General features: G+C 65.8%; 22 protein-coding genes, 2 tRNA genes and 1 pseudogene. 15 read left to right on the top strand and 10 right to left on the bottom strand.

The genetic code is table 11. The features are described 5' to 3' along the window. Positions 1 to 80: 80 nt before the first annotated feature. From AWJ14_RS19190 to pdxR, 3 genes and pseudogenes are all read right to left on the bottom strand, one after another. Positions 81 to 866 carry a YggS family pyridoxal phosphate-dependent enzyme gene (locus tag AWJ14_RS19190; protein WP_066183179.1) on the bottom strand — a complete coding sequence of 262 codons (786 nt, stop codon included), beginning with the start codon at positions 864 to 866 and terminating at the stop codon, positions 81 to 83. 26 nt (positions 867 to 892) lie between these two features. Next, positions 893 to 2,113: pseudogene (gene glyA / locus AWJ14_RS19185) on the bottom strand (serine hydroxymethyltransferase); the annotation flags it as partial. 235 nt (positions 2,114 to 2,348) lie between these two features. Then, entirely contained in the window at positions 2,349 to 3,842 is a 1,494-nt protein-coding gene (gene pdxR, locus AWJ14_RS19180; protein ID WP_066183173.1) for a MocR-like pyridoxine biosynthesis transcription factor PdxR, read from the bottom strand. A 108-nt stretch (positions 3,843 to 3,950) separates the two neighbouring features. Here pdxR and AWJ14_RS19175 point away from each other — a divergent pair, with 108 nt between their 5' ends. From AWJ14_RS19175 to AWJ14_RS19160, 4 genes are all read left to right on the top strand, one after another. Then, positions 3,951 to 5,183, top strand: a complete 1,233-nt coding sequence (locus AWJ14_RS19175; protein ID WP_066183171.1) for a benzoate/H(+) symporter BenE family transporter — start codon at positions 3,951 to 3,953, stop codon at positions 5,181 to 5,183. 183 nt (positions 5,184 to 5,366) lie between these two features. Beyond that, the gene (locus tag AWJ14_RS19170; RefSeq protein ID WP_066183168.1) at positions 5,367 to 5,897 is read left to right on the top strand and encodes a MarR family winged helix-turn-helix transcriptional regulator; all 531 of its coding nucleotides are present in this window, start codon (positions 5,367 to 5,369) and stop codon (positions 5,895 to 5,897) included. After that, positions 5,894 to 6,679 (top strand): DNA alkylation repair protein, encoded by a 786-nt coding sequence (locus AWJ14_RS19165; protein ID WP_066183165.1) that lies wholly within the window; start codon positions 5,894 to 5,896, stop codon positions 6,677 to 6,679. The genes AWJ14_RS19170 and AWJ14_RS19165 overlap by 4 nt, the downstream gene beginning before the upstream one ends. Before the next feature lie 200 nt (positions 6,680 to 6,879). Further along, on the top strand, positions 6,880 to 7,107 hold the full coding sequence (locus AWJ14_RS19160) for a hypothetical protein (protein ID WP_066183163.1): 228 nt from the start codon (positions 6,880 to 6,882) through the stop codon (positions 7,105 to 7,107). 23 nt (positions 7,108 to 7,130) lie between these two features. Here AWJ14_RS19160 and AWJ14_RS19155 read toward each other — a convergent pair. Continuing rightward, a tRNA-Ser gene (locus AWJ14_RS19155) sits at positions 7,131 to 7,220 on the bottom strand. A 329-nt stretch (positions 7,221 to 7,549) separates the two neighbouring features. On the opposite strand from AWJ14_RS19155, the gene AWJ14_RS19150 reads away from it, so the two are divergent. From AWJ14_RS19150 to AWJ14_RS19135, 4 genes are all read left to right on the top strand, one after another. Next, positions 7,550 to 7,867 carry a hypothetical protein gene (locus AWJ14_RS19150; RefSeq protein WP_066183160.1) on the top strand — a complete coding sequence of 106 codons (318 nt, stop codon included), beginning with the start codon at positions 7,550 to 7,552 and terminating at the stop codon, positions 7,865 to 7,867. 73 nt (positions 7,868 to 7,940) lie between these two features. Next, the gene (gene msrA, locus AWJ14_RS19145; RefSeq protein WP_066183159.1) at positions 7,941 to 8,594 is read left to right on the top strand and encodes a peptide-methionine (S)-S-oxide reductase MsrA; all 654 of its coding nucleotides are present in this window, start codon (positions 7,941 to 7,943) and stop codon (positions 8,592 to 8,594) included. A 204-nt stretch (positions 8,595 to 8,798) separates the two neighbouring features. Further along, entirely contained in the window at positions 8,799 to 9,791 is a 993-nt protein-coding gene (locus AWJ14_RS19140; protein ID WP_066183157.1) for a BMP family lipoprotein, read from the top strand. A gap of 126 nt (positions 9,792 to 9,917) precedes the next feature. Continuing rightward, entirely contained in the window at positions 9,918 to 10,541 is a 624-nt protein-coding gene (locus AWJ14_RS19135) for a ribonuclease D (RefSeq protein ID WP_066183154.1), read from the top strand. A gap of 118 nt (positions 10,542 to 10,659) precedes the next feature. Here AWJ14_RS19135 and AWJ14_RS19130 read toward each other — a convergent pair whose 3' ends face one another. Further along, positions 10,660 to 11,136, bottom strand: coding sequence for a DUF6665 family protein (locus tag AWJ14_RS19130; protein ID WP_245304369.1), 477 nt, complete (start codon positions 11,134 to 11,136; stop codon positions 10,660 to 10,662). A 59-nt stretch (positions 11,137 to 11,195) separates the two neighbouring features. On the opposite strand from AWJ14_RS19130, the gene AWJ14_RS19125 reads away from it, so the two are divergent. Continuing rightward, positions 11,196 to 11,618, top strand: coding sequence for a DUF7282 domain-containing protein (locus AWJ14_RS19125; protein WP_066183151.1), 423 nt, complete (start codon positions 11,196 to 11,198; stop codon positions 11,616 to 11,618). A gap of 182 nt (positions 11,619 to 11,800) precedes the next feature. Next, positions 11,801 to 12,769, top strand: coding sequence for an SDR family oxidoreductase (locus AWJ14_RS19120; RefSeq protein ID WP_066183148.1), 969 nt, complete (start codon positions 11,801 to 11,803; stop codon positions 12,767 to 12,769). Between the two features lie 61 nt (positions 12,770 to 12,830). Here AWJ14_RS19120 and rpsA read toward each other — a convergent pair whose 3' ends face one another. From rpsA to aroA, 5 genes are all read right to left on the bottom strand, one after another. Beyond that, a complete protein-coding gene (rpsA, locus tag AWJ14_RS19115; RefSeq protein ID WP_066183145.1) occupies positions 12,831 to 14,537 on the bottom strand; it encodes a 30S ribosomal protein S1 in 1,707 nt (568 codons plus the stop codon). Positions 14,538 to 14,672: 135 nt separating this feature from the next. Then, positions 14,673 to 15,317: a (d)CMP kinase gene (gene cmk, locus AWJ14_RS19110; RefSeq protein WP_066183142.1), complete on the bottom strand. Its 645-nt coding sequence runs from the start codon at positions 15,315 to 15,317 to the stop codon at positions 14,673 to 14,675. Positions 15,318 to 15,327: 10 nt separating this feature from the next. Continuing rightward, positions 15,328 to 15,963 (bottom strand): FMN-binding negative transcriptional regulator, encoded by a 636-nt coding sequence (locus tag AWJ14_RS19105; RefSeq protein ID WP_066183139.1) that lies wholly within the window; start codon positions 15,961 to 15,963, stop codon positions 15,328 to 15,330. A gap of 87 nt (positions 15,964 to 16,050) precedes the next feature. Beyond that, positions 16,051 to 16,692: a 2-hydroxychromene-2-carboxylate isomerase gene (locus AWJ14_RS19100; protein WP_066183136.1), complete on the bottom strand. Its 642-nt coding sequence runs from the start codon at positions 16,690 to 16,692 to the stop codon at positions 16,051 to 16,053. After that, positions 16,689 to 18,047, bottom strand: coding sequence for a 3-phosphoshikimate 1-carboxyvinyltransferase (gene aroA, locus AWJ14_RS19095; RefSeq protein ID WP_066183134.1), 1,359 nt, complete (start codon positions 18,045 to 18,047; stop codon positions 16,689 to 16,691). The genes AWJ14_RS19100 and aroA overlap by 4 nt, the downstream gene beginning before the upstream one ends. Before the next feature lie 219 nt (positions 18,048 to 18,266). On the opposite strand from aroA, the gene AWJ14_RS19090 reads away from it, so the two are divergent. From AWJ14_RS19090 to AWJ14_RS19070, 5 genes are all read left to right on the top strand, one after another. Further along, on the top strand, positions 18,267 to 18,671 hold the full coding sequence (locus AWJ14_RS19090; protein ID WP_066183131.1) for a TIGR02300 family protein: 405 nt from the start codon (positions 18,267 to 18,269) through the stop codon (positions 18,669 to 18,671). Between the two features lie 168 nt (positions 18,672 to 18,839). Beyond that, positions 18,840 to 18,915 (top strand) — tRNA-Ala (locus tag AWJ14_RS19085). 168 nt (positions 18,916 to 19,083) lie between these two features. Further along, positions 19,084 to 20,523: a UbiA family prenyltransferase gene (locus AWJ14_RS19080; RefSeq protein ID WP_066183125.1), complete on the top strand. Its 1,440-nt coding sequence runs from the start codon at positions 19,084 to 19,086 to the stop codon at positions 20,521 to 20,523. Beyond that, on the top strand, positions 20,511 to 21,869 hold the full coding sequence (locus tag AWJ14_RS19075; RefSeq protein WP_066183122.1) for an FAD-binding protein: 1,359 nt from the start codon (positions 20,511 to 20,513) through the stop codon (positions 21,867 to 21,869). The genes AWJ14_RS19080 and AWJ14_RS19075 overlap by 13 nt, the downstream gene beginning before the upstream one ends. A 117-nt stretch (positions 21,870 to 21,986) precedes the next feature. Continuing rightward, a complete protein-coding gene (locus tag AWJ14_RS19070) occupies positions 21,987 to 22,991 on the top strand; it encodes an NAD(P)H-dependent glycerol-3-phosphate dehydrogenase (RefSeq protein WP_066183119.1) in 1,005 nt (334 codons plus the stop codon). Positions 22,992 to 23,039: the final 48 nt, after the last annotated feature.

Below are 23,039 nucleotides of genomic sequence, written 5' to 3'. Positions count from 1 at the left end.
GATCCGGCCAAACCATCCGGATGCTCGCCAGCACCGATACCGGCGCGGCCTTGGATGACGGCCGGGCGGTCCGTCGGCGATCAGGCCGGGGCCGCGCCGGGCCAGTACAGCTCGGCACCGGTCGGGCGCGGGCCGAATATGGCCTGGCCGACGCGCACCACATCGGCCCCTTCCTCGATGGCGATCTCGTAATCGCCCGACATGCCCATGGAGAGGCTCGACAGGCCGGAATGAACTTCCATGGCCTCTTCCCTCAGGGTGCGCAGCAGGCGGAAGCAGGACCGAACCCGCTCAGTGTCCCCGCTGAAGACCGCCAGCGTCATCAGGCCGCGCGGCCGGAGCCGGGGATAGTCGGGCAGGCGTTTTGCGAATGCGATGAGGTCGTCGGGATGCAGGCCGTATTTGCTGGCCTCGCCGGAGGTGTTCACCTGAACGAACACATCGAGATTGCGATCGAGCGCGTCGAGCCGGCGGTTCAATTCCTCCGCAAGGCGGATGCTGTCGAGCGCGTGAAACTCGGTTGCCAGCCGAACCAGATACTTCACCTTGTTGGTCTGCAGGTGACCGATGATGCTCCAGCGGATCGGCAGGTCGCTCAGCTCCGCCTGCTTGTCACGCGCTTCCTGGAGCTTGTTTTCGCCAAAGTCCGAAATCCCGGCCTGATAGGCGAGCTTGAGGACATGGGCCGGAACCGTCTTGGTGACCGGAAGAAGCCGCACGTCATCTGTGGCCCGTCCGCATCTTGCGCAGGCAGCCGCGATGCGGGTCCTGACGGCTTGCAGGTTGGCGGCAAAGGCTGCGGCGGGGTCGGGGCCGAAACGGGCGATATCCCCGGCAGAAAGCGCGACATGCAAGGATGCTGTCATATCGGATCAGGCTCCCGGCTTCAGGGTCAGTAGGGCAGCGGGAAGCGCCCGGCAAGGGCGCACACCCGGCCGGCGATGCGCTCTCTCTCGGCGTCGAGCGTTCCGCCGCGCACGGCGTGCAGCGTGTCGAGCATCATGGTTGCGATCTGGCTGTATTCCGCCACGCCGAACCCGCGCGAGGTTCCCGCCGCGCTGCCGACCCGGATGCCCGACGTGATCATCGGCTTCTCGGGGTCGTTTGGGATCGCATTCTTGTTGAGGGTGATGCCGACCGATTCGAGCGCCTGTTCCGCAATGTTGCCGGTGACGCCCAAGGGGCGCAGATCGACCACGGCGAGATGGCAGTCGGTGCCGCCGCTGGTGATCGCAAGCCCTCCGTCCGCAAGCGTCTGCGCCAGCACGCGGCAGTTCTCGACGACGTCCCGCGCATAGGTCTTGAACGACGGGTCGAGCGCCTCGCCGAATGCCACGGCCTTGGCGGCAATCACATGCATCAGCGGGCCGCCTTGCAGCCCGGGAAAGAGCGCCGAGTTGATCTTCTTTGCAATGCCGGCATCATCGGTCAGGACGAAGCCGCCGCGCGGCCCGCGCAGGGTCTTGTGCGTGGTCGAGGTGACGACATCGGCAAAGGGGATCGGCGAGGGATAGACGTCGCCGGCCACCAGCCCGGCGAAATGCGCCATGTCGACCATCAGGACCGCGCCCACCTCGTCCGCGATCTCGCGGAACCGGGGGAAATCCAGGATGCGCGGATAGGCCGATCCGCCGGCGATCAAGAGTTTCGGGCGGTGCTTTCGCGCAAGCTCTGCGACATGGTCCATGTCGATCACGTGGCTCTCCGGATCCACGCCATAGCTCACGACATTGAACCAGCGGCCTGACAGATTGACGGCCGCGCCGTGGGTCAGGTGGCCGCCGGCCTTGAGATCGAGGCCGAGGATGGTGTCGCCGGGCATGAGAAGCGCGAGGAAGACCGCCTGGTTGGCCTGGCTGCCCGAGTGCGGCTGCACATTGGCATGGGCACTGCCGAACAGCTGCTTCAGGCGCTCGATGGCGAGGTCCTCGACCACATCGACATTGGCGCAGCCGCCATAATAGCGGCGATGCGGATAGCCTTCTGCATATTTGTTGGTGAGGACCGAGCCCTGGGCCTCGAGCACGGCGGGGCTGACGAAATTCTCCGATGCAATCAGTTCGATGCTGCTGCGCTGGCGGTCCCGTTCGGCGGCAATGGCGGCAAACACGGGATTGTCGCCATCGGGCAGCCTGGCGTGTCCGGCACGACCTTCGGCGGGGGGTGGGCAGAAGGGGGTGGCTGTCGATGGTGCCATGGCTGATCTCCACTGCGGGTCCGGCAGGAATGCGTGCCGCAGCAATATCCTGCGACTGCCGGTCCCTATCACGGCAGTGGTCTGGGATTCCCATCCACTATCTTCGCCATATCCAGACCATTCATGCCCAGACCATTCATGCTCAGGCCGATCATGCCCGGGACTTCACCGACCGCAGCGCGTTCGCGAGTTTTCGGACCGCGATCTCGAGTTCGGCCGGCGTGTAGGCGGCGAAGCCCATCAGCAAGCCGGCCTCGCCGTCGCCGGCCGCATGCAGGGCGGAAAGGCCCAACAGGTCGACACCCGCGCGGCGGGCCGCATCGAGGGCCGCAGCTTCGGACATGCCGCAGGTGAGCACGCAGGGCATCTGCATACCGCCAACCGGGACCCTGGGCTTCACGAAATCGGACAAATGCTTGCGGACCAGCCCGGACAGCACATCGCGCCGCTGCGCGTAGATGCCGCGCATGCTGCGCACATGTGCGCCGAAATGGCCGCCTTCCATGAAGCGGGCGAGCGTCAGCTGCGCCATGGAGGCGGTATGCCCGTCCAGCAGCGTGCGGGCGACGGTCATCGGTTGCACCAGCTGCGGCGGCAGCACGACATAGCCGATGCGCAAGCCCGGAAACAGCGATTTGGTGAAGGTGCCGATATAGATGGTCCGGTCATGGGGATCGAGGCCCTGCACGCAGGCGGTGGGCTTGCCCGCGTAATGGAACTCGCTGTCGTAATCGTCCTCGATGATCCACGCCTGCTGCCCGGCCGCCCATTCGATCAGCGCCAGCCTGCGGTCGAGCGCCAGCGTCGCGCCGGTGGGGAACTGGTGCGAGGGCGTCAGGTAGACGGCCCGTGCCCGGCGCGGTTCTGCCAGGATCGGCTCGACCGCGATGCCCTGGTGATCGACGCGGACGGGCACGCAGTCGAGCCCGGCGGCGTCGAACGCCTTGCGCGCGCCGTAATAGGCCGGGTCTTCCATGAAGATCGCCTCACCGGGATCGAGCAGCATGGTCGCGCACAGGGTCATGGCCTGCTGCGAACTGGTCAGCACCAGCACGCGATCGGCCGTGGCCCGCGCGCCGCGTTCGAGGTTCACATAATCCGCGATCGTCCGCCGCAGCGGCTCCGCGCCTTGCGGATCGCCGTGCAGCAGCGCCTGCGTGCCGGTTTCCTTCAGCACCTGCCGTTCCAGACGCTCCCAGAGCGGAAGCGGAAAACCGCGCGTGTCCGGCACCCCGGGCGCAAAGGGGCGGGGCAGCAAATTCTCCCGGACGCCTCCGCTGCGGAATGCGGCCTCGCCCCTGCGGCTGAGGTTCGCGGCCTCGGCGCGCGGGCGCGCATCGCGCCGGGCACGCCGGTATCCGGGCGCGAACTCCGTCATTTCCGCCACGAAACTGCCGCTGCCGACGCGGCGCTCGATGAAGCCTTCGGCGTGAAGCTGCGCATAGGCGGCTTCGATCGTGTCGCGCGAGACCCCCAGCGACTTGGCGAGCGGGCGCGATGCCGGAAGCGGTTTTCCCGGTCCAAGCGCACCCTCGAGGATCAGGTGCCGGATCGCCCGCTGGATGCGCGCGTGCAGCGGGGCTGCCGCATGAGCGGGATGGGCAAGCCATGCCTTCACGGAATCGAGCTCAGAGTGCTTGAACAAATGGTCTGGACCTCGTTGCTTCAATGGCAGGGCCCAACAGGCCATTTGCCGGCTAGTTGTCAAGCCTTCGCAGCCGCTTCGCGCCCTCTTTCGGAGATCCCCAGAGCCATGTCGTCCAGTCGAGCCCCGTCGCCGTTCCTGCTGAAGGATCTTGCCCATCCCGTCGTCGCCGGGCTGATTTCCGTCATCGTCAATTATGGCGGAACCTTCATCCTGGTCTTTCAGGCGGCCCGGGTGGCGGGCCTTGGCCCGGAGCTGACGGCCTCCTGGGTCTGGTCGGTTTCGATCGGTGTCGGCCTGACCGGCCTGATCCTGAGCTGGCGCTACCGGGAGCCGATCATCACCGCCTGGTCGACGCCGGCGGCGGCCTTCCTTGTGACGGCGCTTGCCACCACCTCCCATGCCGAGGCGGTCGGGGCCTACATGATTTCGGCCGCAGCCTTCGTGCTGCTGGGCCTGTCGGGCTGTTTCGAGAAAGTCATCCGGCTGATCCCGGCCAGCATTGCCTCGGGCCTGCTGGCGGGGATCTTGCTGCAATTCGGCATCGGCGCCTTCGGCGGCGCAAGCCTGGACCCGCTTCTGGTCGGGCTGCTCGTGGTCGCCTATCTGCTGTTCAAGCGCCTGTCCGCCCGCTATGCCGTGGTCGGCATCCTGGCGATCGGGCTTGTGTTCCTGCTCCTGCAGCATCGGATCGATTTTTCCGGCCTTCAACTGAAGCTCGCCCTGCCGGTCTTCACCATGCCCGAGTTCACGCTCAACGCCACCCTGAGCGTCGCACTGCCGCTGTTCCTCATCACGCTGACCGGCCAGTACATGCCGGGCATGCTGGTGCTGCGCAACGATGGCTTCAAGACCAGCGCCAACCCGATCGTCACCGTGACCGGCCTCGGCTCGCTTCTGATGGCGCCGTTCGGTTCGCATGCGTTCAACATCGCTGCCATCACGGCCGCCATCGCCACCGGCCGGGAGGCGCATGAGGACCCTTCGAAACGGTGGATTGCCGGCCTCGCGGCGGGAGCCTTCTATGTTCTGGTCGGCATCTTCGGCGTGACGCTTGCGGCAATCTTCATGGCTTTCCCCGCGACCTTCATCACCACGCTGGCGGGGCTGGCGCTGCTCGGGACCATCGGCGGCAGCCTCGCCGGCGCCATGGCGGACCCGGCATCGCGGGAAGCGGCGCTGATCACCTTCCTCGCCTCGGCCGCCAACATCACCATGCTCGGGGTCGGCGGCGCCTTCTGGGGACTGGTGATCGGCCTGTTCGCCTATGGCGTGTTGAACGGACGCTGGTCGCCCCGGCGCCGCCTCACGGCGACGCTTGGCGGGGAACCGGCCGAGTGAGGGCGGTGCCGGGCCTCCTGGCTCTAGGGCCTGAAGCTTTGACCCGGTTGGCGCGGGTCGGGATGGCATGGCGATCGGATGTGACCCGTTGCGGGCAGCCGATGGGGGCGGGGAACACTCTATCGGCGCCGTGGTCCGCGCAATGGGTTGACGAAAATTAGGCACCATATTATATGGCGCCACATGGAAAAGAGGCTTGAGCAAAAACACCGGGCGTTGCTGGAAGAAGCCGAGCGCCAGTCGATCGCGCCCACGGACAATATCCGTGCGTGTTTCGAACTGTTGGCGCTGACCGGTGCGATCGACCGTGATTGTGCCGTCCGGCTTGCGCGGCACCGCCTCTCCGAAGGCAAGTTCGTGCTGATGTTTCTCTTGCACGACAAGCCCGATGGCCTGTCGCCGCATGAACTGGCCGCACGCGCGGGGGTGACACGCGCGACGATCACCGGACTTCTCGACGGCTTGGAGCGGGACGGCTTCATCGCCCGGCGCGCGGGCCTCGATGACCGGCGCAAGATCGCCGTCATATTGACACCCGTTGGGCAAGAGATGGCGAGCGATCTGTTCCGCGAACATGCCCAATGGGTCGCCTCCCTGTTCGAAGGTTTTACCGTGAACGAGCGGAAGACGCTGAGCGGGTTGCTGCAGCGCGTCTGGCGCAATCTCGATGCCGCAAATCGGCGGCTGGGCCCTGATGTGGATGGCAGCGGATGAGCGGAACGAAGACCCCAGGGCGGGGCGTCAGGGATATCGCGCCGGACCGCCTCGCCTGTCTCAATGCCGGAACTGTCGAAGCCGCGACGCTGACGGAATGCCTCGCGGTCGATTTTGCGGCGCTCCTGCGCAATGTCCTGCCGGAAATCGGCGCGGATGCCCTGGCCGAGATGGACCGTGCCGCGGCGACAGGCATATCGAGGCGCATGGCGCTTGCGGCGCGGTTGATCCGCGACGCGTTGGGCGATGCCGCGGCGGATCGGCTTCAGCGACACCCGTCCGACACGGCCCGCGGCTGGGCCTGTTTCCTGATCGGCATGGCCTCCGACATGTCGCTGGCGGACAGGCTCGTGGCCATGCGTCCCTATGCCGATGACCGGCATTTCGGGGTACGGGAATGGTCATGGATGGCCGTGCGGCCGCACCTTGCCGCCGATCTCGACCGCGCGATCGCGCTGCTGTCCGCATGGACCGCGGATCCTTCGGAGCGCATTCGCCGATTCGCGTCGGAGGCGATCCGGCCGCGCGGCGTCTGGTGCGCGCATATCGGGGTGCTCAGGAACGAGCCGCACCTCGGGCTCGCGGTTCTCGAGCCGCTTCGCGCCGATCCCTCCCTCTATGTGCAGGACTCGGTTGGCAACTGGCTCAACGATGCCGCGAAGGACCGGCCGGAATGGGTGCAGGCGCTTTGCGCCCGCTGGACCCTCGAAAGCCCGGTTCCTGCCACCGCCCGCATCTGCAAGCGCGCGCTCCGGTCGATCAAGCCCGCCCCACACTCCTGAAAGGGAAGCACCGCATCAGCCACCATCTGGCTTGAGGTGGAGGTTTGCAGGTGAGAGTGTCTGCGATGGCTCGTGCATCGACGGTGCGCCGGACTTGAGCTTGCCGGCCATCGCCACATGAGCCAGCCGGCTTGCGCCGCCCCATCACCATCGGGGTGCCGCCGGCGTGAATGGCGATGGAAAGGATGGCATGGTTCTGAATGCGCATGCGCTGGCCGCCCATTCTGCCCAGGGCGTTGACCCTGCCGCGCGATCGCGCCGCGCATGCCACGCGCTGCGGACGCATCTGCATTGCCATCTTCATGGGCTGCGATATCGACCTATTTGATGACAAAAAGGACAGGGCCGAACCCGCAAAGAACCCGTTGGCGCTGAAGAGCGTGTCAAAAAGCTCTGCGGTGTCAAATATAAACCATGTCCCGGAATGAGCCCGAGTCGGACAGCAGGGTTATGGCGGAGAGAGAGGGATTCGAACCCTCGAGACGGTTTCCCGCCTACACACTTTCCAGGCGTGCGCCTTCGACCACTCGGCCACCTCTCCGCATCTCGGTCCGGGCAAGTACCCGGACATGCCGGTCGCTGTCAAGGCGGTCGCCCTGCCGGAAATCGCTTGGCGTGTTGCGCCGCGGAGTCTCCGGTCCGGATCGGCCGGCACTATAGCCAAGACGCCTTGCTTGGCAACCGCTATTTGCTGCCCCCGGCGACAATGTCGCGCGATTGCACAGCCGGCGCCCGGCGCGGCAGCCCGGCCGGTTGCGGTCGCGCCTGGTCCCGGGCACTGCGGGCATTGCGCGAAGGGAGCCCGGCCTTTATGTCATGGGCAGGATGAGAGCTGCTGCCCGGGCGTGGCCCGGGTCTTTGGAGGCATGCATGCGGTTTCTGGCGCGGGTTTTGAGCATGATCTGTCTGGTGTTCGCCGTCATTGCCGGGCTGGTCGACGCGATCCAGTCGGTGGCGGCGGGCCAGCTGGTGCTGACCTCGTTGCTGGCCTCCTGGTCGACCAACAGTTCCGACACCTTCGCCATGCTGGAGCGCCTGGTGGTCGACAACCTGCCGGACTGGGTCTGGGACCCGGTCCTGATCTGGTTGCTCGACCAGCCCGCCTTTGCCGTGTTCCTGGGATTTTCGTTGCTGTTTTACCTGCTGGGCTATCGCCGGCGTCGCCCGGCGGGCCGCTTTGCCGCATGACCCGCTGGCGACCGGACGCGTGAGCGACGGCGCGGGAGCGGTAGCCGGGCGCGCCTTGTGAAAGGGAGGGCCGATGTTTCTGGTGGAAATGTTCCAGCGCAAGACGACGATGCCGACGCCCCAGGAGGCGCTCGCCGGGCGCCCGGAGCCGATCGAAACGGCGCCGCATCATTTTGTCAGCGGGTGGCCGCTCAAGCCGCCGTTCCCGGAGGGGATGGACTGCGCCTGTTTCGCCATGGGGCGGTTCTCTGCCGCTGAGAAGCTGTTCTGGCCGCTCGAGGGCGTGCATGTGACGGCTGCGGGCTATGCCGGCGGGCTCACGCCCAACCCGACCTACCAGGAAGTGCTCTCAAGCCTCACGGGCCATGCCCAGGCCGTGCTTGTGGTGTTCGATCCCGCCAGGTTGGCCTACCGCGACCTGCTCGCGCGGTTCTTCGAGCGCCACGACCCGACCCAGTCCATGCGCCAGGGCAACGATATCGGCACGGTGTTCCGCTCGGCGATCTTCACGACGAACCCGGAGCAGCTCGACCAGGCGAACGCGGCGCGCGCGATCTATCAGCAGGCGCTGGTCGGGGCCGGCCACAGCGGCCGGATCGTCACCGAGGTCGCGCCGCTTGCGGCGTTCTATCATGCCGAAGCCAACCACCAGCAGCATGCCGCGCGAAACCCCGGCGACCAGTCCGCCCTGAAGGGCACCGGCGTGGCCTTCCCGGTTGCCTCCTGAGGCCCAGTCGGCCGCAACCCTGCCGCGCGATCCCGGGCGGGCCGATCCGTTCCGCGGGTGCCAAAAAACCACGTTGGCATCTGCGTGAAGCCGTGCAAGGATGCGGGCTTCCGGTCGCGCCAGGCCGGCGCATTCCGCAGGTCTGCCCTTTCGGGCATGCGGGAGGACCCACAAAGATCAACATAACCAACAGGGCTGCACATCATGAAACGCACGCTTTTGAGCTTCCTCGCCATGACCGCCATGTCGGCAACCGCCATGGCCGCCGACATCAAGCCGGCGATCATCTACGATCTGGGCGGCAAGTTCGACAAATCCTTCAACGAGGCCGCCTATAACGGCGCCGAGAAGTTCAAGACCGAAACCGGCATCGACTACCGCGATTTCGAAATCGCCAACGACGCCCAGCGCGAGCAGGCGCTCCGCCGCTTTGCCAGGGACGGCAACAATCCGATCGTCATGGCAGGTTTTTCGTGGGGCGCTGCCCTTGAGAAGATCGCCCCGGAATATCCGGACACCGATTTCGCCATCATCGACATGGTGGTGGAAGCGCCGAACGTCCGCTCGGTGGTCTACAAGGAACAGGAAGGCTCCTACCTCGTCGGCGTGATGGCCGCCAAGGCGTCGCAGACCGGCACCGTGAGCTTCATCGGCGGCATGGACATCCCGCTGATCCGCAAGTTCGCCTGCGGCTACAAGGGCGGCGTGCTCGCCACCAACAAGGATGCCAAGGTGCTCGAAGCCATGACCGGCACCACGCCCGACGCCTGGAACGATCCGGTCAAGGGTGGCGAAATCGCCAAGTCGCAGATGGACCAGGGCTCCGACGTGATCTATGCCGCCGCCGGCGGCACCGGCATCGGCGTGCTGCAGACTGCGGCCGACGCCGGCAAGCTCGGCATCGGCGTCGATTCCAACCAGAACGGCCTTCAGCCCGGCCATGTTCTGACCTCCATGGTCAAGCGCGTGGACGTGGCGGTCTACAACGCCTTCATGGACGCCAAGGACGACAAGTTCTCCTACGGCTTCAACTCGCTCGGTCTTGCCGAAGACGGCGTCGACTACGCCATGGACGACAACAATGCCTCGCTGGTGACCGAAGAGATGAAGGCCGCGGTGGAAGCCGCCAAGGCCGACATCATCGACGGCAAGGTGACCGTGCACGACTACATGTCGGACAACGCCTGCCCCTATTGAGGCGTCCCCGGGGCCACGTCCAAGGACGGCAACGATGCTGCGGCCGGGCTTTTGCCCGGCCGTTTTCTTGCCTGCAAGGGTGCCCCGGGCTATAGCCGGAGCAACTTGAAACAGATTGGATGACCCATGGCCGAGATCCGCACCCACAAGGGCGACCTTTCCGACGAGGCAATGGCGCTTTACACGGGCGACATCGCCATCGACACCGAGACGCTGGGCCTGGTGCCGCGCCGCGACCGGCTTTGCGTGGTGCAGCTGTCGCCCGGTGACGGATCCGCCGACGTGATCCAGATCGCCGCGGGCCAGACCCGTGCGCCTAACCTGGTCAAGCTTCTGAAGGACCGCAAGCGGCGCAAGCTGTTCCACTATGGCCGCTTCGACATCGCCGTGCTCTATCACACCTTCGGCGTGACTGCCGCGCCGGTGTTCTGCACCAAGATCGCCTCGCGACTGACCCGTACCTATACCGACCGGCACGGGCTCAAGGACGTGACGCGGGAGCTGCTCGAGATCGACCTGTCCAAGCAGCAGCAGTCCTCGGACTGGGCCGCCGAGACCCTGACCCAGGCCCAGCTCGATTATGCCGCCTCCGATGTGCTGCACCTGCATGCCTTGACGGAGAAACTGACGGAGCGGCTGGTTCGCGACGGCCGCGAGGCCCATGCCAGGGCCTGTTTCGAGTTTCTGCCGACCCGCGCCAAGCTCGATCTCCTGGGCTGGGACGAGACCGACATCTTCGCCCACAGCTAGGCTGGCGCGCGGCAAGCGGGGCAGGCTGTCCGAAAGTGTTTGCCTTGACATGAGTCCGCAGGGGATCGCGCATCAGCGGACTGACTCAGTATGATGCGCCCCGGCTCGTCAAAGGCGGTTACCGCTTCAGCCTGACGATGCCGATGCGCAGCATTACCTCGCGGGGTACGCCGTAGAAGTTCTGGATGTCGCGCGAGGCATAGAGCCCGAAAGCCTCGCGCTGGATGATCAGCGCCTGCACCCGGTCGGCGGCGTCCTGCAGCAGGTCCTCGCGGTCGCGATTGGAGTTCGGCGTCTCGTCATGGCGCTTGAGCGCGGCGAGCGCTTCCTCCAGCTGCCTGCCGATCCGGCCGAGCGCAGACGCCGCCTCCTGCCGCGCCTCGTAGGCGAAGGCGTCGATCGGGTCGTTTCCCTGTCTCAGCGTCAGGCGCAGCCGGTCCGAAATGTCCATGTTCCAGGATGTGGCCCCGGCAGGGCGCTGCGTCAATGGCGCAAGCCGGACAAGCTGCGCCGCCTTGCGCAGTGCCTGCGTGTCGCAAAGCCGTTGCCGGAGCGAAAAAAACCGGCGCTCGCTGAAACTCTCCTTGCCAGGCATCCGTCTCCCATGATGCCGGCGCATCCGCGTCATCATGAAAAAGAGAGGAACATTCCGAGATGAAAACTAGAATTGCGACCGCATCCACCCTGTTCGCCGCCGTGCTGTTCGCCTCCCAGGCCTTTGCCATGAGTGACGGCAAGCTGGCTGTCATGGGGGACGACCAGGACGTCTCGGGCGGCACCGTTACCGCCTCCAGCATCACCGCCGGCGCCAACGGCTGGATGGTGGTGCATCGCACCGATGCCGACATGAAGCCCGGCCCGGTGGTCGGCTATGCGCCGCTCAAGGCGGGCGCGAACAGCGATGTCACCGCGATCCTGACGGAACCGGTCAAGAGCGGCGAGATGCTCATGTTGATGCTGCATGGCGAGGAAGGCGGCAGCCAGACCGGTGTTTTCGAATACACGCTCGGCGCCAAGGAAGACGGACCTGTCCGGGTCGACGACAAGCTGGTCATGACGGTCATCACCGCCAAGTAATCAAGGTTGCAGGACGCGAGAGAGCGCGCGTCCCGCGCAAGCCACCCGCCGGGCCGCTGCGGCGGGTGGCCTTCCACCGGCCTGGCGCGTGTCCCGGTCTGGCCGTTCTTGATCGGAACCAAAGTCCCGGCTGTCCTGTTGTCCTGGAAATCCCCTTTCACGACAAACCCACGGAGACAGCCATGACCGAGAACAGATCCGTTGAAGATGCCGTCGAGGCACAGCGCGCCATCCAGGACCAGGTCGACGCGGTGGATGCGCGATCGGAAGCGCCGGAACCGGGCCCCATGCAGGCTGGTGCACGGACCTATCCTGTGCCGCCGTTCCCCCAAGGCCACCAGAGCAAGCCCGGCGCCGAGCATGCGCTCGACCCCGCCCCCCTGTACGATGCGCCGTTCTACCGCGGGTCGGGGAAGCTCGAAGGCTTGTCGGCGATCGTCACCGGCGGCGATTCGGGTATCGGCCGGTCGGTGGCGGTGCTGTTCGCCCGCGAAGGCGCCGATGTCGCGATCCTGTATCTGGACGAACGCGAGGACGCGGAGGCGACACGGGCGATGGTCGAGAAGGAGGGCCGCCGCTGCATCCTGCTGTCCGGCGACGTCCGCGACCGCGCCCAGTGCGAGGCCGCGGTCGCAAGCACCGTCGAGGCCTTCGGCAAGCTCGACATCCTCGTCAACAATGCCGCCTTCCAGTACCACGCCTTCGATTTCGACGACCTGACGCATGAGCATTTCGACGAGACGCTGAAGACCAATCTCTACGGCTATTTCAACATGGCCAAGGCAGCGGTGCCGCATCTCGGCACCGGCTCTGCGATCATCAACACCGGCTCGACCACCGGCATCGACGGCTCGGGCGAACTGGTCGACTATTCCATGACCAAGGGTGGCATCCACGCCTTCACGCGCGCGCTGTCATCGAACCTGATGCCCAAGGGCATCCGCGTCAATTGCGTGGCGCCCGGTCCGGTCTGGACGCCGCTCAATCCGTCCGACAGGCCAAATGAGCAGGTCCGGAATTTTGGCAAGCAGGCGCCGATGAAGCGTCCGGCGCAGCCCGAGGAAATCGCGCCTGCCTTCGTCTTCCTCGCCTCGCCGCAGACTTCGAGCTACATCACCGGTGAGATCCTGCCGGTGATCGGCGGCTATTGACGAAAAAACCCGCCGGATCGCTCCGGCGGGTCTGATTGTCTGGCTTCGAAGGAAGCGCGACTTATTCGTCGCCGCTCTGCTTCTTGAGAGCTGCGCCGAGGATGTCGCCGAGCGAGGCGCCCGAGTCGGACGAGCCGAACTGTGCCACGGCTTCCTTTTCTTCCGCGATTTCCAGGGCCTTGATCGACAGGCCGACCTTGCGGTCCTTCTTGGAGAAGTTGGTCACGCGGGCGTCGAGCACCTGGCCGACCGAGAAGCGCTCGGGGCGCTGCTCGTCGCGGTCACGCGACAGGTCCGAGCGGCGGATGAACGACGACAAGTCTTCGTGATCGACCAGCGCCACTTCCAGGCCGCCATCGGTCACTGCGGTCACCTTGACGGTGACGACGGCGTTCTTGCGCAGTTCGCCCGAAGCGGCGGCTTCGCCGATCGAGTCCTTGCCAAGCTGCTTGATGCCGAGCGAGATGCGTTCCTTGTCGACATCGACGTCCAGCACGACAGCCTTGACGACGTCGCCCTTGTTGAACTCCTCGATGACCTGCTCGCCCGGCCGGTTCCAGTCGAGGTCGGAGAGGTGAACCATGCCGTCGACATCGCCTTCGAGGCCGATGAACAGGCCGAATTCGGTCTTGTTCTTGACTTCGCCTTCGACTTCGGTGCCGGCGGGATGGCTCTGGGCGAACACTTCCCACGGATTCTCGAGCGTCTGCTTGAGGCCGAGCGAAATGCGGCGCTTGTTGGGGTCGACTTCGAGCACGACCACGTCGACTTCCTGCGAGGTCGACAGGATCTTGCCGGGATGCACGTTCTTCTTGGTCCAGGACATTTCCGAGACGTGGATCAGGCCTTCGATGCCCGGCTCCAGTTCGACGAACGCGCCGTAGTCGGTGATGTTGGTCACGGTGCCGGTTATGCGCTTGCCGGCCGGATACTTCACGCCGATGCCATCCCACGGATCGCTTTCGAGCTGCTTCATGCCGAGCGAAATGCGGTGGGTTTCCTGGTTGATGCGGATGATCTGGACCTTGACGGTCTGGCCGATCGACAGGATTTCCGACGGATGGTTGACGCGGCGCCAAGCCATGTCGGTGACGTGCAGCAGGCCGTCGATGCCGCCCAAGTCAACGAACGCACCGTAGTCGGTGATGTTCTTGACCATGCCTTCGACGGTCTGGCCTTCTTCCAGGTTCTGGACGATTTCCGAGCGCTGTTCGGCGCGGCTTTCTTCCAGCACGGTGCGGCGCGAAACCACGATGTTGCCGCGGCGCTTGTCCATCTTGAGGATTTCGAAGGGCTGCGGGATGTGCATCAGCGGGGAGACGTCGCGGATCGGGCGGATATCGACCTGGCTGCGCGGCAGGAAGGCCACGGCGCCGTCGAGATCGACGGTGAAGCCACCCTTGACCTGATTGAAGATGACGCCTTCGACGCGTTCCTGCGCGTTGAACTTCTCTTCGAGGCGGACCCAGCTTTCCTCGCGGCGAGCCTTCTCGCGCGACAGCATGGCTTCGCCGAGTGCGTTCTCGATCCGCTCGACATAGACTTCGACTTCATCGCCGACCTTGAGCGTGCCGTCCTTGGCCTTCGCGCCAAATTCCTTCAGCGGAACGCGGCCTTCGACCTTGAGCCCGACGTCGATGATGGCGACGTCCTTCTCGATGGCGATGACGATGCCCTTGGCGACATAGCCTTCGGCGAGGTCCTGCGTGGCAATGGACTCGGCGAACAGGGATGCGAAATCCTCTGTCATGGTTTGGGTTTGTGACATGAATTCTCCTGGAGGCCGCTTGGTCCCGCGGCCGGGTGCGCCTGGCTGGTGTTGATCGTACCGGCGATGCCTGTCTGTCCCTGGCCTCGGATCGGGGCGGGACAAGATGGCGCGGGACAGGCTCGCTGGCTTGGTTCAGCGTTCGAGCGCAGCATCCACGAGAACGCGCGCGGCTTCGAACGCGGCCTCTATACCCATTTCGGTTGTATCTAGCAAGTGCGCATCCGCTGCCGGTCTGAGTGGCGAATCGGCACGCGAACTGTCGCGTTGGTCGCGTTTTTCGATGTCTGCGAGGATCGCCCCCAGGTCGGCCGTGCCGCCGCCGGCGATGATTTCGTCATAGCGCCGGCGTGCCCGGCTCTCGGGGCTCGCGGTCACGTAGAGTTTGACGGGCGCGTCGGGGCAGACGACGGTGCCGATGTCGCGGCCGTCGAGCACGGCGCCCGGCGGGGTGAGCGCGAAGCGCCGCTGCGCCTCCACCAGCGCCCTGCGCACGCCCGGCATCACCGCGATCCTGGACGCGGCCTCGCCGATCTCGTGGGCCGAAAGCACCGACCGGTCGAGATGGCCAAGGTCGAGTTCGGCGGCGACCGCAGCGGCGACAGCCTCGTCATCGAAGGGCAGGCCCCGGTCGACAAGCGCCTTGGCAGTGGCGCGATAGGTCAGCCCCGTGTCGAGGTGGCCGAGCCCGTAGTGATGCGCGAGCTTGCGCGAGAGCGTGCCCTTGCCCGCAGCCGCCGGCCCGTCGACCGCGATGACGAAATGTGTCTGCGTGTTCATTTCCTATGCCTCATGTATCTGCAAGCCCGCCATGACGCGCGACCATGTCGGCCATCGCCTCCTGCCCTTCGTGGCGCAGGCCGCCCTCGACCCCGCGGCGGTCGGCTTCCTGCCGGTTCTGGCTGACTTTCCATTTGCCGGTCAACTCACTGACCTCGATCTCGATGCCGACGATCCCGCGCAGCTGGGCTGCCACGAAGGTCTCCGGCGCGTCGCTCACGGCCCAGGGCGCCGGCCGCGCGGCCTCGTGCGTGTCGGTGAGTTCGCTCACCTGCGGGTGCAGCCAGTCGGCGCCTTCATGCACGCGCGCCTCGCCCCGCGCCTGCACCATCGCATAGTTCCAGGTCGGTACCACCTTGCCGTGCTCGGCCTTGCCGGCATACCAGGAGGGCGTCACATAGGTGTCGCCGCCCTGGAATGCCACCAGCACCCGGGCGCCGTCCTTGATGTGGCGCCATTGCGGATTGGCTTTCGACAGATGCGCGCGCAACAGGGTTGCGCCGTCCCGCTCGCTGAGCAGGAACGGCACCGGGTTTGCCAGCAGCTCCGTGTCCGACGAGGACACCAGAAGGCCGAGCGGATGCGCCCTGATCAGGGCGCGCAGGACGGTTTCGTCGGTTTCTGCGAAATGCGGGGGCAAATACATCGGCCTGGGTCCTGGACTGGGGTTAAGGGGACTGGCTTGCGTCCTGCCGCCGCTGGCATTTCCGGCAGCCAGGGCGGCGGTACGCGCTCATGCGCGTTCTATCCCGATGGTCACGCCGCCGAGATGCGAATAGGGCTCGTGCGCGAACAGGGTTTCGTCGGCAAGCCAGGCCATCAGCATGTCGAAGGCGTCCACGCCCCAGAACACCTCGTGCCCGGTTGCGGTGGCCGCGACGAAGCTCGGAACCCCGAACACGCCGCAGGCGATCGCCCGGTCGGTATTGGCCCTGAGCGCGGCCTTGGCGCCTTCGTCACTGGCAAGCGCGAGCGGGATGCCTGTTGCCTCGGCAAAGGCGGCAATCCCGTCGTCGGTGTCGGGCGCCCGGCCCTCGGAAAAGACGAAATCGAAGGCGCGCCGCACGGTGGCGAGATCCGCATCCGCGCCGGCGAGCAGCCTGAGCGCCTTCAGCGGATGGAAAGGATGGCGCGGCGGAAAGCGCATGGCGAGCCCCTGGCGCTGGCCCAGGAACACCGAAAGCCGGTAGGTGTGGAGCCGCTTGGCGGAAATCTCCGCCGGCCCGCGCTGCCCCCAATGCGCGAGAATCGCCCCGAGCAGCACCGGCACCGGCCGCACCTTCACGTGCGGGGGCAGCGTCTCCATGCGTTTGAGCGCCACATGCGCAAACGGCGAGAGAATGTCATAGTGAAATTCGACGGTCCGCTCGCTCATCTTTCTTCCATCTCCGCACCGAGGCCCGTCATCAGGCCGATGAAATCCGGGAAGCCGGTGGCGATCATCGCGCAGTCATCGACATGCACCGGATGTTCGCTCGCAAGTCCCATGACAAGAAAGCTCATGGCAATGCGATGATCAAGGCGGGTTGCGACCACCGCGTCGCGCTTTCTCGCGCCCAGCCCCTTGCCCCCGGGCCGGCCCCGGACCGAAAGCCAGCCTTCGCCTTGGCTGCAATCGACGCCGTTGAGCGTGAGCCCCTGCGCGATCGCGGCGATGCGCTCTCCTTGTTCCGCTCTGACTGCGCCAAGGCCCTGCATCACCGTCTCGCCCGAGGCGAAGCTTGCCGCAATCGCCAGCGCCGGATAGTCGTCGACCAGGGAGGCGGCGCGTTCCGCCGGCACCGTGACCCCGGTCAGGTCCGAGCTTCTTGCCCTGAGGTCCGCGATCTCTTCGCCTGTGGACCGGCGCGGGTCGAGGATTTCGATGTCGGCGCCCATCTCCTGAAGCGTCCGGACCAAGCCGGCGCGGTCGGGATTGATCAGCACGTTGCGGATCAGGATGTCCGACCCCGGCACGATCAGCGCGGCCACCAGCGGAAATGCCGCCAAAGAAGGATCGGCCGGCACCGTGACGGTTTGGCCCCGGAGCCGGCCGCGCCCCTCGAGCCTGATGGTGCGGCCGCCATTGGCCGCGGTTTCGATGTCGAGGGTGGCGCCGAAGCCGGCCAGCATTCGTTCCGTGTGGTCTCTCGTCGCAACCGGTTCTGTCACCGTGGTGATGCCGGGAATGTTGAGACCGGCAAGCAGCAGCGCCGATTTCACCTGCGCCGAGGCGACAGGCAGGCGGCAGCCGATCGGCGCGGGCCAGCGCGGACCGCGCAGGGTCACCGGCAGCAGATCCCCGGCCTGGGCCTCGACCTGGACGCCCATCTGCCGCAGCGGATCGAGCACCCGGTCCATCGGCCGGCGCGACAGCCTGGCACCGCCCGTAAATGTCGACGGAAAATCGTAAGGCGCCAGCAGCCCCATCGAAAGCGCGCAGGCGGGGCCGGCATCGCCGAAATCGAGCGGCGCATCAGGGGCGAGCAGGCAGCCATTGCCGGTGCCGTGGACGATCAGCGCATCGCCTTGGGAGAGGAGCGAAGCGCCCACCGCCTCCACGGCCAATTGGGTTGCGCGCACATCGGAAGTCTCGGGCAGGCCGGTGATCCGCGTCTCGCCGTCGGCCACCGCGCCGATCAGCAGCGCGCTGTGGCAAATCGACTTGTCGCCTGGCACGCGGATCTCGCCCCTGAGCCCCGGACTTGCCGAGGCCGTGGCGGGTCGGGGCGAATGTTTGGCGTGTCCCATCCAAAGGGGTTCCGGCTGGTCGGGGCGGGGGATCCGCCCTTTCTGATACGTTCGGGTGACTATCACAGGCTCGGGGGGCGCGTCATCCGGATTGGGCCGATTTTCCGTGAGAATGGCTTTGACAGCCGCGTTCAACATCATTATGGGGACCGAACCGCCGAAACGGGAGGAGGGGCGCTTGAGCTTTCAACCTTCCCGCCAGTTCATGAGGCTTCGACAGTGGCAAAACCGGAACTTGGAACAAAACGCGTTTGCCCCGAAACCGGGCGCAAATTCTACGATCTGAACAAAGATCCCATCGTATCGCCCTACACGGGCAAGGAATATCCGATTTCCTATTTCGAGGAGACGGCCAAGGTTGCCGTGATCGAGAAGGTGAAAGAGGAAGAGGAAGAAGTCGCGGAAGTCGATGGCGAATCCGCTGACGTGGAAATGGTCTCGCTGGAAGAGGCGGATGACGATGCCTCCAGCACCGGCAAGTCCGACGATCTTCCCGATATCGATGACGACGACGTGGAAATCGACGACGACGACGATGACACGTTCCTGGCTGATGACGACGATGACGATGACGACGATGTGAGCGACATCATCGGCGTCAATGACGACGACGACGACCAGTAGGAAAATTCATGGGCGGGGAAAAACCGCCCGCTTTGCAAAACTGCAAAAGGATTGAATTTTCATCTTGATCTTGTGCGGCTGCAGAAGTATGAAGCCGCACCTGCCGGACAGAATTCGGGTCCGGCGCCTCGCGGAAGGTGATGCGCTCGCATCTTTCTTTCGCGTCCCGGGGCCATAGCTCAGCTGGGAGAGCGCCTGCATGGCATGCAGGAGGTCAGCGGTTCGATCCCGCTTGGCTCCACCAACTTTTTTCTCTTTGAAAACCCATCGCCGCAATGCGCAAGGTTTTGCTAACCACATCGGGTAAAACCGGTGCCATTGAGTGCCGTTTTCTCTCCGCTCAGGCAAGATTTTACCGGAAGTGAAGTGTTTTCCGCCACATGTCGGTGCAGACAGAGGCAGGGACACAATCATGGACGCTGTGAGCGACAACCGGCATGTGCCGCTTTGTATCGATCTGGACGGGACGCTGATTGCCACCGACACGCTGTGGGAAGGGCTGGCGTCGATCCTGATCCGGCGGCCCTGGCTGATCTTTGCGGCGATTGGCTGGGCGATCGCCGGCAAGGCGGTGCTCAAGCGCGAAGTCGCCGCGCGCTATCAGAGCGCTGGAGGAGACTGGCCCTACCGCGCCGAGGTGATCGAACGCATCCGGATCGCGCGCGAACAGGGCCAGCCGGTCTGGCTCGTGACCGGCGCAGCCGAATCGACCGCCCAGGCCATCGCCTCCCATCTCGGCCTGTTCGACCGCGTGCTGCATTCCTCCGAAAGCGAAAACCTGACTTCCGGGCGCAAGCGCGACCGGCTGGTGGCGCTCTGCGGCGACGGCGGCTTCGATTATGCCGGCAACAGCCGCGACGACCTCAAGGTGTTCGATGCGGCCCGGCGTGCCATCATCGTCGCGCCCGATTCCGCGGCCCGGCGCTGGGGCGCGCGCCATGGTGCCGAAGTCCTGCCGGTGGCCAGGGTCTCGCCGCTGGCCATTCTCAAGTCCATCCGCGTGCACCAGTGGCTCAAGAACGTGCTGATCGCGGTGCCGCTGGTTCTCAACCACGAATATGCCGATATGGGCCTGGTGCTGGCGGCGGTCGCAGCCTTCTTCGCCTTCAGCTTCCTGGCTTCCGCGGTCTATGTGGTCAACGACATCTCGGATCTCGCCAACGACCGGCAGCATCCGCGCAAGCGGTTGAGGCCGCTTGCAAGCGGCGCCGTGTCGATCCCGGTGGCCTGCGCTACGGCGGCGGCACTGCTGATGGGTTCGGTCGGGCTGTCGAGCCTGCTGCCGCCGGATTTCTGGATCGTGCTGGTGTTCTACGCGGTGATCACCACGCTCTACACCTTCATTTTCAAGCGCAAGCTGCTGGTGGACGTGTTCACGCTCGCCACGCTTTACACGGTGCGCATCGTCGCAGGCGCTGCGGCAACCGGTGTGGACCTGTCGTTCTGGCTGCTGGCGTTCTCGATCTTCTTTTTCCTCAGCCTGGCCCTCGTCAAGCGCTATGTTGAGCTCGACGAACTCGCCGAGGATGACGGCACCCGGCTCAAGGGCCGCTCTTATGTCGGCTCCGACAAGGACATGATCGGCCAGGCCGGCGTGGCCTCCGCGTTTTCGGCGGCGATGGTTCTGGCGCTCTATGTCGACAGCAAGGAAGTGGCCTCGATGTACGCGCAACCGGCGTTGCTGTGGCCGCTCTGCCCGTTGATCCTCTACATGCTCTTGAGGATCTGGATCCTCGCCCGCCGCTCGCAGATGCATGATGATCCGGTGGTGTTCATCATGCGCGACTGGCGCAGCCAGATCACCACTGTCGCCGGCGCTGTGCTGGTGCTCATGGCCGCATGGCAAATGTGATGGCGGGTGCGGGTCGATATGAAAGCTGGGGCCGGGTGGTCCGCCACCCGCGCCAGGCGGCGTCGCTCGAGGCCCTGAAGGGGGCGGCCCCCGGCGGGCTCCTGCCCTTCGGCAACGGACGCTCCTATGGCGACAGTTGCCACAATGATGGCGGCCGTCTGATCCCGTTGCGGCCTGGCGCCGCCATCCGCAGCTTCGATCCCGAAACCGGGGTTCTGACCGCCGATGCCGGCGTGCTCCTCTCCGAGATCCTGGCGCTGGTGATGCCGCATGGCTATTTCCTGGAGGTCACGCCTGGAACGGCGCAGGTCACCCTTGGTGGGGCCATCGCCAACGACGTTCACGGCAAGAACCACCACCGCCGCGGCACCTTCGGTTGCTCCGTGATCTCCTTTCTGCTCATGACCAGCGACGGGCAGGCCAGGCTCTGCTCATCCGATGCGAACCATGCGCTGTTTGAGGCCACCATCGGCGGCATGGGGCTTACTGGCGTGATCGAATCGGCCACCATCCGGCTGATGCGGGTGCCCTCCGCCAATGTGCGCCAGACCGTGTTCCGCTTCGGCTCCATCGATGGCTATTTCGATCGCATCGACGCGATCGACGCCGCCCATGAATATTCGGTCGCCTGGATCGACCAGTTGGCCCGTGGCGCGCGCCTCGGGCGCGGCGTGATGCTCGCCGGCGACCATGCCGAGGACGGCGGCCCGGCGCGGGCGCCATCGCCGCCGAAGCTTGCGGTGCCGTTCGCGCCGCCGGTCAATCTCCTGAACCGGCTCACGCTCTCCGCCTTCAACGCCGCCTATTACCTGCGCGCGCCGAAGCGGGAGGCGACGGGCATCGTCTCCTGGGCCTCCTATTTCCACCCGCTCGACGCGGTGACCGGCTGGAACCGGCTGTACGGACCGCGCGGCCTCTACCAGCACCAGAGCGTCTATCCGGCCGACCGTGCCCGGGAGACCACGATCGCGCTGCTGGAATGTGCCCAGTCCCACGGGGCGGCCTCGTTCCTGACCGTGCTCAAGCGGTTTGGTACCGTGCGCTCGCCAGGCCTGATGTCGTTTCCGCGGCCCGGCTTCACGCTGACGCTCGATTTCGCCAATTCCGGCGCGCAGACGCTCAAGATGCTCGACGCGCTCGACGAGATCGTGCTTGCTGCCGGCGGCGCGCTCAATCCCTACAAGGACCAGCGCATGTCGCCGTGCCTGTTCGAGGCGTCGTTCCCGCAGTGGCGCGCCCTGGAGGCCAATCGCGATCCGGCGCTGATGTCCGATTTCTGGCGTCGCACCGCGGGCGCGCTCGATACGTCCGAAAAGGCCGCACGCCGCGCTGCCGGGATGCGGTGAGAGGGCGAGGTCGAGCGGGGCCGGCGCTTGCCACCCCGGATGGCTGCCGGTAAGGGATGAGACTTGATTTCAGGGGCCGGATCCGGCCGCTCCACACGCACGAAGGGCCGCCATCGCATGTCCCGCATCTCCATTCTCGGCGCCGGCGCCTGGGGCACCGCCCTGGCCGCAGCCTTTGTTCGCCAGGGACATGAGGTCACGATCTGGGGCCGCGACGCTGCCGCCTGCGCGGAAATCAACACCGCGCGCACCAATCGCGCCTATCTGGGCGAGGCCCGGCTGCCCGACGCGCTTCGCGCCACCGCCGACATGGTCGAAGCGCTCGAGGGGGCTACGACCGTGCTGTTCGTGGTTCCGGCCCAGACGACGGGCGATGTTGCCGCCCGGGCGGCAAAAGCTCTTGCGGCTGATGCGGTGCTGATTGCCTGCGCCAAGGGCATCGACAACCGCTCCGGCCGGATGCAAACCGAGGTGATTGCGGCGGCGCTGCCCGACCACCGCGTGGGCGTGCTGTCGGGCCCGAGTTTTGCCGCCGACGTGGTGCGCGGCCTGCCCACCGCCGTCACGCTGGCGATGCCGCAGCTGCAAGAGGCGCAGTCGCTCGCCGAATCGATGTCGGGCGATGCCGTCAGGCTCTACGCATCCGACGATGTGCTCGGGGTGCAGATCGGCGGGGCGCTCAAGAATGTGATGGCGATCGCCGTCGGCATCTGCCGGGGCGGCGGCATGGGGGCGAGCGCCGAGGCGGCGCTGATCACCCGGGGCTATGCCGAACTTGCCCGGCTCAGCGTGGCGATGGGCGCCCGGCCCGAAACCCTGATGGGACTGTCGGGCCTGGGGGATCTGGTGCTGACCTGCTCGTCGGAGCTGTCGCGCAATTTCGCCTACGGCATTGCCGTGGGGAAGGGCCAGGATGTCTCGGGCATGAAGCTGGCGGAAGGGGTGCACACCGTCACCATCGCCAACGAGATTGCGCAGAAGCACGCCATTTCCTGCCCGGTGATGCAGACCGCCGGGCTGGTCCTGTCGGGCAGGATGTCGGCGGAGGAAGCGCGCATCGCGCTGATGTCGCGTCCGGTCAAGGCGGAAAGCCTGCAACACCAAACCAACGCGCGGGCCTGAGCCTGCGCAGAAACAGGAATCCGAATGTCCGGACTGTCACGGATGCAT

Source organism: Parahoeflea olei (genome assembly GCF_001703635.1).
Taxonomy (GTDB): domain Bacteria; phylum Pseudomonadota; class Alphaproteobacteria; order Rhizobiales; family Rhizobiaceae; genus Hoeflea; species Hoeflea olei.
The sequence above is the reverse complement of the archived record's forward strand: the minus strand, read 5'-3'. Positions and strand labels throughout refer to the sequence as shown.